The following is a 12,622-nucleotide window of genomic DNA, read 5'->3' on the forward strand; positions in this document are numbered from 1 at the left end:
TGGCAGGGGTGTGACGGGTGCGGCGCGGGCCGGTGCCGCCTCAGGAGGCGTGGAAGGGCAGTCCGGCGTCGGCGGCCAGGTCGAGGGCGTCGCGCTCGTCCGGGGGCAGCAGGGTGGCGCTGCCGTCGGCCACGGGCACGATGCCCAGCTCCAGCAGTTCGGCCATGGCGGCGGTGCCGGCCATGTCGCGGACCTGCAACTGGTAGCGGGCGGTGGTGCGGTAGGCGCCGCCGGCGTCGTCGCCGGTGCGCTGCAGGAAGCCGGAGTCGACGAGGAAGCCGATGGCCTTGGCGACGATGCCGGTGGTGGAACCGGCCAGGCGGCGGGCGTCCTTGGTGGCTCCTGTGGCGCTGCGACGCGCGTAGACGCGCCAGGCGGCCTCCAGGCCGGGGGCGTCGGTGCTGGGGTCGGTGTTCTCGCCCGCTTCGGCGGCCCGCTCCTCCAGCCGGCGGCAGGCCTGGCGGACGAAGGCGTCGACCCCGTTGACGGTGACGCGGCCGATGTAGCCGTCGTCGGCGAGGTCGGCGGGGCGGGGGAAGGCCAGGGCGGCGACGGCGAGATGGGCCAGGCCGTGCAGGAAGCGGTCGGCGGAGTCGGCGGTGGTCCGGCGGGCGTAGTCGCCCATGCGCACGGCGAAGACGGAGTCCTCGGCGGCGGTGACGGCCATGCCGGCGCGGGTGGACACTTCCAGGACGACCAGGCCGAGGCCGGCCGCGACCGCGTCCGCGAGGCGGGCGAAGGCGGGGTCGTCGCGGTGCCGGCGCAGCAGCTCGGCGTACTCGGCGTCGCGCGCGGGCACGAGCTTGGGCTGGAGGCCGAAGGCCACCAGCCGGGCGGCGTCGGCGGCGTCGGCGGGGGTCACGGTGCCGCTCGCCGCGGAGGGCGGGGCGGGGCTGGGCACGGCTGCCGGGTGCTCGGTGCCGGCGGCGGTGTCGTGCTCGGTCACGGGTCGTGCTCCTGTGGGTGGTTGCTGCGGTGGTGCCCCGGTCCGTGTGCTCACACGGCCTCCGTGCGGTCCGCGGCCATGCCGGCCGCGTCCAGCAGGGCCTTGCCGACGATGAGGTCGGCGCCGCCGAACTCCGGGTCGTCCAGTTCCGTGCCGTCGTCGACGGCGAACAGCAGCTGTCGTTCGCCCTGGCGGTAGGCGGTGCCGACCGGGGGGCTCGCGGCGTGGACGGCCAGGAGGGCCACCAGGTAGGGCAGTTCGGGGTCGCGGCGGCGGGCCTCGGCGAGCAGGCCGGACAGCCGGCGCGGCGCGTCCGGGGGCAGGTCGAGCAGTTCGGTGGCGGCGGCGAGCTGTTCCTCGCTGAACCGGCTGTCGTCGGGCGTCTCGACGAGGTCGGGCTCGGGCATCTCCGCGCCCAGGTGCTCGCGTTCGGCGGGCGGGGTGAGCAGCATCTCGACGAGGTCGCCGACGCGGACAGCGGCCGGGGTGCGCAGTCCGGTGCCGTGGGTGAAGAAGGCGTCGGTGACGCGGCCGGCCTGGTCGAGGGGGAGCGGCAGTACGGGCGCGAGCAGCTGCCCGTACAGATCGAGCCCGGCGCGGGCGGCGGGGGCGGCGAACGCCTGCCGGTCCTGCTCGGCGCGGAAGAGGGGGCCGGCTTCGAGCAGCCGGGACTGCAGCTGGGTGTGGCGGCGGATGCAGTCCTTGACGATGTCGACGAGCTCGGCGGCGCGGCGCTTGTGCTCGGCCGTCCTCGGATCGACCGCGGCCTCGGCCTCGTCGCGCGCCTTGCGGATGTTGGTGAGGATCGCGTTCTCGTGCCGGTAGCGGTCGGCGACGTGGTCGAGCGCTTCGGCGATCATGTCGGGGACGGCCTGCAGCCAGTCCACGGCGCGGACGTTGCGGCGGGTGGCGTCGAGGGTCTTGCGGAGGGTCTCCGCGTACTGCACGGTGCGGTAGCGGGCCTGTTCGGCGGCGAGCTGGGCGTCGGCGAGGCGGCCCCGGCTGATGAGGACCTCCAGCTTGACCTCGGCGGCGATCTGCGCGCTGGTGACATCGGTGTCCAGGGCGCCGACGAGGACGTTGACGGCTTCGTCGGTGGTGCGCAGGAAGACGCTGCCGCCGGGGCCGGGGACCTCCTCGATGAGCTTGAAGTCGTAGTCGCGGCGGACGTAGGCGCCGTCGGGGCCGAAGGTGCCGTAGACGGCGCGGAAGCCGCGGTCGACGCTGCCGACGTTGATGAGGCTCTCCAGGACCCAGCGGGCGACGCGCTCGTGCTCGCTGTGGGGCCGCCGGGGCGCCTGGGCGGCGACGCGGGGCAGCAGCCGGGTCACTATCTGCTCGTGGTCGGCCCCGGTGTCGAAGTCCATGGTGAGCGTGACGAGGTCGATCGCGGCGAGGGCGAGCTCGGCCATGGCGTAGACGCCGCAGTCCCCCGCGAGGCCGGTCTTGCGCGCGTCGAGGTCGTGCAGCGGGGCGGTGCAGGCGAGCGCGCGCAGCCGACGGGCCAGGCCCTCGTCGGCCGCGGGGCCCGGTGCCGGCCGTGACGGCCCGTCGAGCTGGGGCAGAACGGCTGCCTGAGCTGGAGAAGTCACGTCGCACAGAGTAGGCGGTCGCACTGACAACGGACGAAACGGCACGGGGTCGGGGCTCCCCCGCGCGGCGTGCTCGGCCTCAGTGTGTGGCGCCGCCCACAGCGCGGATGTCCTCGGTCCGGTGCGCGGCGGTGACCGCGATCACACGCAGCGCCTCGGCCGTCGTGGACACGGGCAGTGACGGCAGGGTCCGGTCGGCGACCTGTGCGGGCGTGTACGGCACGTGCACGAACCCGCCGCGCAGGGCGGGGCGTTCGGTGGCGGCGAGGTGCAGCAGCCCGTAGAAGACGTGGTTGCACACGAAGGTGCCGGCGGTGTGCGAGAGGGAGGCGGGCAGGCCGGCTTCCCGTACGGCCGTGACGCACGCCTTGACGGGCAGGCGGGCGAAGTAGGCGGCGGGGCCCGCGGGGACGACGGGTTCGTCGAGGGGCTGGGCGCCGGCGTTGTCGGGGATGCGGGCGTCGGCGAGGTTGACGGCGACGCGTTCGACGGTGACGTCGGGGCGGCCGCCGGCCTGGCCGACGCACAGCACCACGTCGGGCGCGCTGTCCTCGACGGCGGCGCGCAGGACGTCGAGGGAGGTGCCGAAGGCGCAGGGCAGCAGCGCGGTGGTGAGGTCGAGGCCGGCGGGGGGCCGCTCGGCGGCGGCGCGGACGGCCTGCCAGGAGGGGTTGACCTCCTCGCCGTCGAAGGGTTCGAAACCGGTCAGCAGGACCCTGGTCATGGCGGTGCTCCCACGAGTGGACGATCACGGGTGGACGATCGCGAGTGGACGGTGCGCGCGGTCAGACGGCGAAGAGGTACATGATGGCGATGTTGCAGCCCAGCAGGACGAAAGCGGTGGGCAGTTGGGCCTTGATCGGCCCGTACTGGTCGGTGAGTTCGAGCAGGGCGGCGGGCACGACGTTGAAGTTGGCGGCCATGGGGGTCACCAGGGTGCCGCAGAACCCGGCGAGCATGCCGATCGCGAGGACGGCCGGGGCGTTTCCGTGGGCCTGTTCGACCAGGACGGGCCAGCCGACGGCGGCGGTCAGCACGGGGAAGGCGGCGAAGCCGTTGCCCATGACGACGGTGAAGAGGAACATGCCGACGCAGTAGAGGACGACGGCGAGGAAGACGGAGCCGTCGGGGAGCACGGCGGTGGTGATCCTGCGGACCTGGTCGCCGACCCCGGCGACGGAGAAGATCGAGCCGAGGGTGGCCAGCAGTTGGGGCAGCAGCATCGCCCAGCCCATGGACTCCAGCATCGAGCGTCCGGCGTGCAGGGGTGTCGCGAGGCGCCTCTCGCGCAGCATGACCATGGCGACGGCGAGCGCGGCGAGCGATCCGATGCCGAGCCCGAGGATGGTCTCGCTGCCCGCCTGCAGCAGCGGACGGCCGCCGACGGAGATCCTCTTGAGGCCGACGGCGCACAGCATGGCGACGGCGGGGATGGTCAGCGCGGGCACGAAGAGGCGGCTGCCGAACCGCCGCGCGGCCGCCTCGCGTTCGGCGGCGGTGGTGGTACGGGCCGTACCGCGCCCGGTGAAGCCGAAGCCGGCGAGGCAGACCATGACGAGGACGGCGGCGCCCAGCGGTTCGGCGGGCGCCTTCTTCTCGACGACCCAGGTGCCGTAGACGAAGCCGAGGCCGAGCAGGCCCCAGAAGGCGGCGGTGCCCAGGCGTTTGGGGTTGGTGCGGTCGGTGAGCATCTGCACGGCCATGGCGAGGAAGAGCGCGCCGACGAGCCAGTAGAACCACTCGGCCCGGATCATGTGGCGTCCCCCCGGCCGTCGTCGGCACGGTCACCGGCGGCGCGCGGTCCGGCGGTGGAGGCGGCCAGGGTCCGGTCCAGGCGCAGCAGCCGGTAGCCGTGCACGGCCAGTGCGCACAGGGCGGTGGGGATCGCCCACAGCGCGAGTTGCAGGGGTTCGAGGTGCGTGTGGTAGGTCGTGTTGACGAATCCGGTGATCAGCAGGATCGAGCCGACGGCGAGGAAGACGTCCTCGCCGAAGAAGAGTCCGACGTTGTCGGCGCTGGCGGCGAAGGACTTGACCTTCTCCCGGGCCCGGTCGGACAGCGCGCCCAGGCGGCGTTCGGCGGCGCCCTCGGCCATGGGGGCGGCGAGCGGGCGCACGGTCTGCGCCTGGCCGAAGACGTTGTTGAGGCCGAGGGCGGCGGCGATCTGGCGCAGCAGGAGGTACAGGGCGAGGAAGCGGCCGGCGGTCAGGGAGCCGAAGCGGGTGATCAGGCGGCGGGCCTGTTCCTGGAGGCCGTGGCGTTCCAGCAGGCCGATGACGGGCAGGGTGATCACGAAGATCGTCACGGAGCGGCTGCCCGCGAACCCCTCGCCGAAGGCGGCGAGTACGCGCTGCGGCGACAGTCCGCCGAGCAGGCCGGTGGCGATGCCGGCCGCGCCGACGACGAGCAGGGGGTTGCGTTTCGTGGCGAAGCCGGCGACGACCACGAGGACCCCCAGGAGAACGATCATGCGTCCTGCCTTCCGGGTTGCCGGATCCCTCGCTCGTTCGCGCGAGGCGGCTCGCGAGGACGCTAAGGTATCGTTCAACAATCCTCAAGGGTCTTGATGGACGATTCCGTATCGCCCTGAACGCCCTTTTCCGCACGGCGACTTCTCGTTCTGCTTGCTCCGGTTCATGCTCCGGCAGTGACAACTGCCGTACCCAGGGGGGATGCCATGGCCCGCTCGACCGCGCAGCGCGTGGCCGACGCGCTGCGCGACCGCATCGAGGAGGGCGGACTGCCGCCCGGCACCCGGCTGTCCGAGGAAGCCCTGGGCCGTGAACTCGGCGTCTCCCGCAACACGCTGCGCGAGGCGTTCCGGCTGCTGGTGCACGAGAGCCTGGTCGTGCACGAGCTCAACCGCGGGGTCTTCGTCAAGACCCTGGGCCCGGCGGACGTCGTGGACATCTACCGGGTGCGCGCTGCCCTGGAGACCGCGGGCGTCCGGGCGGCGGCGAGCGCCCCGGCAGCGCTCACCGCCGCCGTCGGCGCGGCCGCGGACCAGGGTGAACGGGCCGCGGCGGCGGGCGACTGGCGCGGCGTCGGCACGGCCGATCTGCGCTTCCACCGGGCGCTGGCCGCGCTGGACGGCAGCCCGCGCATCGACCGCGCGATGGACCGGCTGCTGGCCGAACTGCGGCTGGCCTTCCACACGATGCCCTCGCCGCGCCGCTTCCACGAGCCGTTCCTGCCGCGCAACCGCGCGCTCGCCACCCTGCTGGAGCACGGGGAAACCGGCCGTGCCGAGGCCGAGTTGGCCGCCTATCTGGACGACGCCCGAGAGCTGATACTCGACGCGATGCGGGAGGCATCCTCATGACCGTGAACGGACCCGCCGGCCCCGTACTCGACCTCAACGCCGATCTCGGCGAGGGGTTCGGGCGCTGGCAGCTGACCGACGACGACTCCCTGCTGTCGGTGGTCACCAGCGCGAACGTCGCCTGCGGCTTCCACGCCGGCGACCCCTCCACCATGCGCCGGGTGTGCGAGAGCGCGGCCGAGCACGGGGTGCGTATCGGCGCCCAGGTCTCCTACCGCGACCTGGCGGGCTTCGGGCGGCGCGCGATGGACGTGCCCCCGGGGGAGCTCGCGGACGAGATCACCTACCAGATAGGCGCGTTGCGCGTCTTCGCGCGGGCGGCCGGTACGGACGTGACGTACGTCAAACCGCACGGCGCGCTCTACAACCGCACGGTCACCGACGCCGAGCAGGCGGCGGCCGTCGTCGCGGGCGTCCTGGGCGCGGGCGGCGCGCTGCCCGTCCTGGGACTGCCCGGCTCCCGGCTGCACGAGGCGGCCCGCGCGGCCGGTCTGGTGGCGGTCGCCGAGGCGTTCGCGGACCGCGCGTACACGGCCGCCGGCACGCTCGTGCCGCGCCGTTCGCCGGGAGCCGTGGTGCACGACGCGCAGGCCGTCGTGGCACGCTCGGTGCGCATGGCGCGCGAGTCGGCCGTCACGGCCGTCACCGGCGAGGACGTCCCCGTACGCGCGCGCTCGTTGTGCCTGCACGGCGACACTCCCGGGGCGGCGGACCTCGCGCGCCGGGTGCGCGGCGCGCTGGAGGAAGCGGGCGTGCGGCTGGGGGCGTTCGCGTGAGTACGCCCGACCGCGCGCGAATACGGCCGCGCGCCGTGCCCGTCGGCCGGCACGCCCTCCTCGTCGAGGTCGCCGGCACCGAGGAGGCCCTCGCGCTCCACGCCGAACTGCTGCGCCGCCGCGCCGACGGCACGCTGCCGCCCGTGCGCGAGATCGTCCCGGCCGCCCGTACCGTGCTGCTGGACGGGCTGGCCGACCCGCGCGGCCTGGCCGACCGGCTGGAGCGCTGGACGGTTCCGCCGCTCGCGGCCGCCGACAGCGAGCCCGTCGTGCTGCCCGTGCGCTACGACGGCGCCGACCTCGCGGAGGTCGCCCGGCTGTGGGAGGTGGGGGTGGAGGACGTACCGCGCGTGCACTCCGCGCTCGAATTCCGTGTGGCCTTCTGCGGGTTCGCGCCCGGCTTCGGCTATCTGACGGGCCTGCCGGAGCGGTTGCGGGTGCCGCGCCGGGCCACGCCGCGCACCGCGGTCCCCGCCGGGGCGGTCGCGCTCGCCGGCGCGTACACGGGCCTCTACCCGCGCTCCTCCCCCGGCGGCTGGCAGCTCCTGGGCCGTACGGACGCGGTGCTCTGGGACACCGCGCGGGAGCCCGCCGCGCTGCTCCGGCCGGGCGTGCGCGTACGGTTCGAGGCGGTCGCGTGACCGGGCCCGCGGCCCCGGGAGCGGCCGTGCTCCGCGTCGAGCGGTGCGGGGTGCTGACGACCGTGCAGGACCTGGGCCGTCCCGGCCACGCGCACCTGGGCGTGGGGCACTCCGGCGCGCTCGACCGGCCCGCGCACCGGCTCGCCAACCGGCTGGTGGGCAATCCCCAGGACCGCGCGACGCTGGAGACCACCGTCAACGGGTGCGCGCTGCGGGCAGGCACGGCGGTGACCGCGGCGGTCACCGGGGCGCCCTGCCCGGTGCGCGTCGACGGCCGGCCGGTGGCCTGGGGCGCCCCGGTGCGCGTACCGGCGGGCGCCGTTCTCGACGTGGGGCCCGCGACGGCGGGGCTGCGCAGCTATGTGGCCTTCGCGGGCGGTGTGGACGTGCCGCCCGTGCTCGGCAGCCGGGCCCGGGACCTGCTCTCGGGGCTGGGGCCCGATCCGCTCGCCGACGGCACGACGCTGCCGCTCGGCGCGCCCTGCGGGCCGCCGCTGTGCGCCGACGTCGTGCCGTGGGCCGCGCCGCCCCTGGGCGAGCTCGTCCTGCCGCTCCTCCTCGGCCCGCGCGCCGACTGGTTCACCCCGGACGCGCTGCGCGCGCTGGCGCGCGGCGGCTACCGGGTGGCGGCCGCAAGCAACCGGATCGGCCTGCGCACGGAGGGGCCGGCGCTGGCCCGCGCCGTGGACGGCGAACTCCCCAGCGAGGGCATGGTCCTCGGCGCCGTGCAGGTGCCGCCGGACGGCCGGCCCGTGATCTTCCTCGCCGACCATCCGACGACCGGCGGGTACCCCGTGGTCGGCGTCGTCCCGGAGCCCGCGCTGGCCGACGCCGCGCAGGCCGTCCCCGGTACCGCGGTGCGGTTCGTGCCCGTGCGCGCTTAGGGCCCGTACGGGCGGGATCCGCGCCGGGCGCGTCCGTCCCGTGGCGCGTGCGGGGCGCCCGGCCGGCGCGTCAGTCGATGCTGCGGATGATGTGCGGCTCCGGGTCGGACTCCTCTCCCCAGACCGGCTTGCTGCCCCACACCGTGCGCCGGGCGCGCGGGGTCTCCTCGCGCTTGTCCACGCGGACCACGGTGCGCTCCCGTTGCTCTTCGAGCTGCTCCACGACGGCTCCTCCCCCTGTCGGTCCCCGGTTCGTTGCCCGGTCCCGCCCGCGCGGCGCGCGTGGCCGGTTTTCCCAGGGTGACCGTGGCGAACCGGCGCCCACCACCCCGGATACGGCCATAGATGGGCGTGCGGAACGGCCCGAACATCTGGCTCCGACCCGGCGTCAAAACGTCCCATCAGCGTTAAAATTTAGGCAGATCCGACCTGACATGGAAAGAAGGTGGCTGACGTGACCGCCCCAACGTCGCCGCGGATCGACCACCACCCGGACATCGTGGCTCTGCGTGCCCACTCCGAGGAGGCCACGAGCACTCCGGTGGCACAGGCCGTGGAGGCTCTCGCCCTCCTGTGCGGCGTCTATCTGGCCGCTTCCCCCTGGATCGTGGGCTTCAGCGGCTCGACGACCCTGGCCGTCAACAACCTGATCACCGGTGTCGCCCTCGCGTTCCTCGTCGGCGGCTTCGGGCAGGCCTACGAGCGTACGCACGCGATGAGTTGGGCCGCTCTGTGCATCGCTGTCTGGACGATCGTGGCCCCCTGGATCGTCTCGGGACACGCCTTCGCCACCCGCGCCGTCGTGAGCAACGTCGTCGTCGGCGCCGTCGCCGTGCTGCTCGCCCTGGCCATGGCGGGCATGGGAATGGTGAGGGCCGAGCAACGGTGACCCGCTGAGGGACCGCGCGGTCCCGCGCCGGGCCGGCCGTCCGCACAGCGCTGCCGCACCGTGATGGTGCGGCAGCGTTGCGTGAACTCCCTGGGTGCGGCAGAGGGTGTGCGCGCACGGTGCCGACGGGTGTCCCCTCCGCGTCCCGCGCGCCTCCCGTACGCGGTGCGCGCTCGCGTGCGTGCGCGGCTGGATCCCGTCGGTCGCGCCGCCCCCTCGGCACCGCGATGTCGCCCTGCGGACACCGTGACGTCGCCTCCTTCCGCACCCGTGACGACGCCCCGACACGGCACGCCCTTCTGCCCGTTCACCCCCGCGGATGAAAACTCCCGTGTTCTACGGCACTGATGTCTCTGCCGCGCGGGAAGTGGCAATGCTCCTGACCACTCCCCCACGTGCCCCCGCGATTGCCCCGCGATTCCCCCGAGACGCCCCAGAGGTGCCGCGCATGAGGACTGTCCGCTCCGCCGCGCATCCCCCACGGACCCGTGAACCGGCCTGCCCCGCCCGGCCGTTGCCGAGCCGCCGCGCGGTGGGCCGATGACGCCCGACGGCGGGGAGCGCGCCGGGGAGCGGGGCGACGGGCCGCCGGACCGCCGCGCCGGAGCGGACCCCCACGAGCCGCACGGGCGCGCCGACGAGGACGGCGGCCCCCGGGTCAGGTCCCACACCCCCGGGCGGCAGGAGCACACCGCGCTCCCGGAGCAGCGCCGTCCGCCCTCGGCGCAGGGCGCCCCCGGCCCGTCCGCGGTCCCGGCCCCCGGCGCACCGGACCCGTCGCCGCGTCCCGCCCCCGATCCCGCCGCCCTCGTGGTGCTGGCGAGGACGCTCGGGGAGGTGGCCGGCGCGCTGCGGGCGACGGGCCGTGTGCTCACCGCGGTCGCCGCCGACCCCGCCCTGCTCACCTCCCTCGGCCGCTCGCCCCGCAGCGGCGCGCTGGCCGTCGGCGCCCTGGTGCGGGCCCTGACCGACCCCGCCGGACTCGGCTTCGCGCCGGACGGCGAGGGGCCGGGGCGGGCCGCGCGGCTGGCCGGGGTCGTCGCCCGGCGCGGCAGCCTCGCCGTCGACGTCGCCGTCGTCTCGCTCAAGCTGCGCATCCGGCTGCGCGCGGTACGGCGCCCGGCGTGCGCCGAAGCCACCGTGGTGCGGCGGCTGCTGACCGCCGTCGAGGCGGACCGGCAGGACGTCGCGCTGCGCATCCTCGGACGCGGCGCGCCCGCCCGGGCCGACCGGCGGGCCCTGGGCGCCCTCGCGCCCGCGCTGCCCGAACTGCTGGCGTGGGACGCGCTGGTCGACGACAACCCCTTCAACGACGCTGCCGCCTGGCGCACCGTCCTCGGCAGTGCCCCGGACGCGCCCGGCCACCGCAGAACCGACGACGGCGGTTGAGCCGGCCGCCGTCGCCGCCTCACTCCGCGCAATCGTCAACCTCTCTTGTCCGCACCCGACTTGTCACGCTCTCTGGAGATGCGCACATGACCCCGGTACCGCGCCCGCGCCGTGAGTGGCACGCTCTGCCCTTCCCCCTCGCCCTGTGGGAGATGAGAAGACAGCGGGACGCGCTGCGCGCGCACAACCTGCACGACACCTCCGGCTCCGGCGAGGTGCGGCTGCGCCGGCCGAGCCGGGAGCTGTTGCCGTTCCGCAGCTACGACGGTTCGGGCTACGACCCGGACGACGCCGACATGGGCCGCGCGGGCACCCGCTTCGACCGCAACTGCGCGCTGCCGGAGACCTTTCCGGAGCCGGAGGACAAGGGCCTGCTCTCGCCGAGCCCCCGCGAGGTGAGCCGGCGCCTGCTGGCACGGCGGCACGGCTTCCGCCCCGCGCCCACGCTCAATCTGCTGGCGGCGTCCTGGATCCAGTTCCAGAACCACGGCTGGTTCGACCACGGCACGCACACCGCCGACCGGCCGCTGGAGGTCCCGCTGGAGAAGGACGACGACTGGCCGAAGTGCCCGATGCTGGTGCCCCGTTCACGCCCCGCGCCCGACGCCCACCCCGACCCCACCCTGCCGCCCGCGTACGGCAACACCGTCAGCCACTGGTGGGACGGCTCGCAGCTGTACGGGGCGAGCGAGCAGCGGTGCCGGTCCCTGCGCACCGGGGAGCGGGGCCGACTCGCCGTGGAGAACGGCCTGTTGCCCGAGGAGAGCGCTCCCGGACTGTGCGGGGTGGACCGGACCGGCTTCAACGGCGACTACTGGGTCGGGCTGTCGCTGCTGCACACGCTCTTCGCCAAGGAGCACAACGCGGTCTGCGACCGGATCGCCGCCGCCCACCCCACGTGGGGCGACGAGCGGCTCTTCCAGGTGGCGCGGCTGGTCACCTCCGCCGTCATGGCCAAGATCCATACGGTGGAGTGGACGCCGGCCCTCGTCGACCGGCCGGTGACGCGGGCCGCGGCGCACCTGAACTGGTACGGCGTGCTGCCCGCGCGGCTGCGCGGCAGGGTGCGCCGCTTCGGGCGGGGCGAGTCGCTCTTCGGCATCCCCGGGTCCGTCACGGAGCACCACAGCGCCCCGTACGCGACGACCGAGGAGCTGGTGAGCTGCTACCGGATGCATCCGCTGGTGCGTGACGAGTACGAGATCCACTCGCACCGTACGGGGGCGCTCGTCGCGCGGACGGGCTTCGACGCCCTGCAGGCGCACGCCACCCGGGGCGCGGTGGAGCGCTGGGGCCTGTCCGACCTGTGGTACTCCTTCGGGACGATGAACCCGGGGGACATCACCCTGCACAACCACCCGGACTGTCTGCGCGCGCTGGCCCGGACCGGCGGGGAGCGCGTCGACGTGGGCACCCTGGACGTGCTGCGCGACCGCGAGCGCGGAGTGCCCCGCTACTCCGCCTTCCGGGCCGCGCTGCACCGGCCGCCGGTCACCGGCTTCGAGGAGCTGACGGGCGGCGACGTGGTGCTGGCGGCCGAGCTGCGGGAGGTCTACGAGGGACGGCTGGACCGTGTCGACACCATGGTCGGCATGTACGCCGAACCCCGGCCGCGCGGCTTCGCGTTCAGCGACACCGCGTTCCGTGTCATGGCGCTGATGACGGCGCGGCGGCTGCGCAGCGACCGTTTCTTCACCAGCGACTACCGGCCGGAGGTCTACACCCCGGAGGGGCTGGAATGGATCGACCGGACCGGGATGCGGGAAGTGCTGCTGCGTCACCATCCGGAGCTGGTGCCCTCGTTGGAGGGCGTACGCAACGTCTTCGCGCCGTGGCGGATGCTGCGGCCGGGAGGGATCGCCCGATGAATCCGGACCCCACGCCGTGCGAGGACGGCGCGCACGCGGCGGACGGCAGCGCGCCCTGGTCGGTGCCGGTCCGCTCGCAGGCGGGTCAACTGCGGGAGCAGGCGGGCCGGTTGCGTTCGGGCGCGGCGGACGTGGCGCTGTCGGGCGCGGAGGCGGCGGCGCTGCGCAGGCGGCTGCTCGCGCACGCCGAGCGGGCGGAGACGGCCGCGCGCTCCCTGGAGCGCGCGGCCGAGGCGCTGGCCCGCCACGAGACGGTGCTCGCGGCGCTCGCGCGCGAGCGCCGCGGACCGGCCGCCGGGGACGGCGGCTGAGCGG

The 12,622-nt window shown here is 75.0% G+C and carries 14 protein-coding genes; 8 read left to right on the forward strand and 6 right to left on the reverse strand.

What is annotated here, in order from left to right; translation table 11 throughout:
- Positions 1-40 precede the first annotated feature (40 nt).
- The 5 genes from ACFP1Z_RS29410 to ACFP1Z_RS29430 all read right to left on the reverse strand — a co-directional run bounded on the left by ACFP1Z_RS29410 (position 41) and on the right by ACFP1Z_RS29430 (position 5,008).
- Positions 41-901 (reverse strand): hypothetical protein, encoded by an 861-nt coding sequence (locus ACFP1Z_RS29410; protein WP_390320808.1) that lies wholly within the window; start codon positions 899-901, stop codon positions 41-43.
- A 95-nt stretch (positions 902-996) separates the two neighbouring features.
- On the reverse strand, positions 997-2,538 hold the full coding sequence (locus tag ACFP1Z_RS29415) for a hypothetical protein (protein WP_390320745.1): 1,542 nt from the start codon (positions 2,536-2,538) through the stop codon (positions 997-999).
- Between the two features lie 79 nt (positions 2,539-2,617).
- The gene (gene pcp / locus ACFP1Z_RS29420) at positions 2,618-3,262 is read right to left on the reverse strand and encodes a pyroglutamyl-peptidase I (RefSeq protein ID WP_390320746.1); all 645 of its coding nucleotides are present in this window, start codon (positions 3,260-3,262) and stop codon (positions 2,618-2,620) included.
- Between the two features lie 61 nt (positions 3,263-3,323).
- Complete coding sequence (locus ACFP1Z_RS29425; protein ID WP_390320747.1) at positions 3,324-4,292, reverse strand: DUF979 domain-containing protein; 969 nt, start codon at positions 4,290-4,292, stop codon at positions 3,324-3,326.
- A complete protein-coding gene (locus tag ACFP1Z_RS29430; RefSeq protein ID WP_390320748.1) occupies positions 4,289-5,008 on the reverse strand; it encodes a DUF969 domain-containing protein in 720 nt (239 codons plus the stop codon). Before ACFP1Z_RS29430 ends, ACFP1Z_RS29425 begins: the two co-directional genes overlap by 4 nt.
- A gap of 207 nt (positions 5,009-5,215) precedes the next feature.
- Between ACFP1Z_RS29430 and ACFP1Z_RS29435 the strand changes: the two genes are divergently transcribed.
- Genes ACFP1Z_RS29435 through ACFP1Z_RS29450 form a run of 4 tightly spaced genes read left to right on the forward strand, consistent with a single transcriptional unit; the run spans position 5,216 to position 8,161 of the window.
- A complete protein-coding gene (locus ACFP1Z_RS29435; protein ID WP_390320749.1) occupies positions 5,216-5,860 on the forward strand; it encodes a GntR family transcriptional regulator in 645 nt (214 codons plus the stop codon).
- Entirely contained in the window at positions 5,857-6,636 is a 780-nt protein-coding gene (locus ACFP1Z_RS29440) for a LamB/YcsF family protein (RefSeq protein WP_390320750.1), read from the forward strand. Before ACFP1Z_RS29435 ends, ACFP1Z_RS29440 begins: the two co-directional genes overlap by 4 nt.
- A complete protein-coding gene (locus tag ACFP1Z_RS29445; RefSeq protein ID WP_390320751.1) occupies positions 6,633-7,277 on the forward strand; it encodes a 5-oxoprolinase subunit B family protein in 645 nt (214 codons plus the stop codon). The genes ACFP1Z_RS29440 and ACFP1Z_RS29445 overlap by 4 nt, the downstream gene beginning before the upstream one ends.
- Positions 7,274-8,161, forward strand: a complete 888-nt coding sequence (locus ACFP1Z_RS29450; RefSeq protein WP_390320752.1) for a 5-oxoprolinase subunit C family protein — start codon at positions 7,274-7,276, stop codon at positions 8,159-8,161. Before ACFP1Z_RS29445 ends, ACFP1Z_RS29450 begins: the two co-directional genes overlap by 4 nt.
- 70 nt (positions 8,162-8,231) lie before the next feature.
- On the opposite strand, the gene ACFP1Z_RS29455 is transcribed toward ACFP1Z_RS29450, so the two are convergent.
- Entirely contained in the window at positions 8,232-8,384 is a 153-nt protein-coding gene (locus ACFP1Z_RS29455) for a hypothetical protein (RefSeq protein ID WP_390320753.1), read from the reverse strand.
- Between the two features lie 231 nt (positions 8,385-8,615).
- Between ACFP1Z_RS29455 and ACFP1Z_RS29460 the strand changes: the two genes are divergently transcribed.
- The 4 genes from ACFP1Z_RS29460 (at position 8,616) to ACFP1Z_RS29475 (ending at position 12,618) form a co-directional block, all read left to right on the forward strand.
- Positions 8,616-9,050, forward strand: coding sequence for an SPW repeat protein (locus ACFP1Z_RS29460; protein WP_390320754.1), 435 nt, complete (start codon positions 8,616-8,618; stop codon positions 9,048-9,050).
- Positions 9,051-9,590: 540 nt separating this feature from the next.
- Entirely contained in the window at positions 9,591-10,439 is an 849-nt protein-coding gene (locus ACFP1Z_RS29465) for a hypothetical protein (protein WP_390320755.1), read from the forward strand.
- Between the two features lie 86 nt (positions 10,440-10,525).
- Positions 10,526-12,307 (forward strand): peroxidase family protein, encoded by a 1,782-nt coding sequence (locus ACFP1Z_RS29470; RefSeq protein ID WP_390320756.1) that lies wholly within the window; start codon positions 10,526-10,528, stop codon positions 12,305-12,307.
- A complete protein-coding gene (locus tag ACFP1Z_RS29475) occupies positions 12,304-12,618 on the forward strand; it encodes a hypothetical protein (protein WP_390320757.1) in 315 nt (104 codons plus the stop codon). The genes ACFP1Z_RS29470 and ACFP1Z_RS29475 overlap by 4 nt, the downstream gene beginning before the upstream one ends.
- Positions 12,619-12,622: the final 4 nt, after the last annotated feature.

This window comes from Streptomyces gamaensis, from assembly GCF_042656465.1.
Lineage (GTDB): Bacteria > Actinomycetota > Actinomycetes > Streptomycetales > Streptomycetaceae > Streptomyces > Streptomyces gamaensis.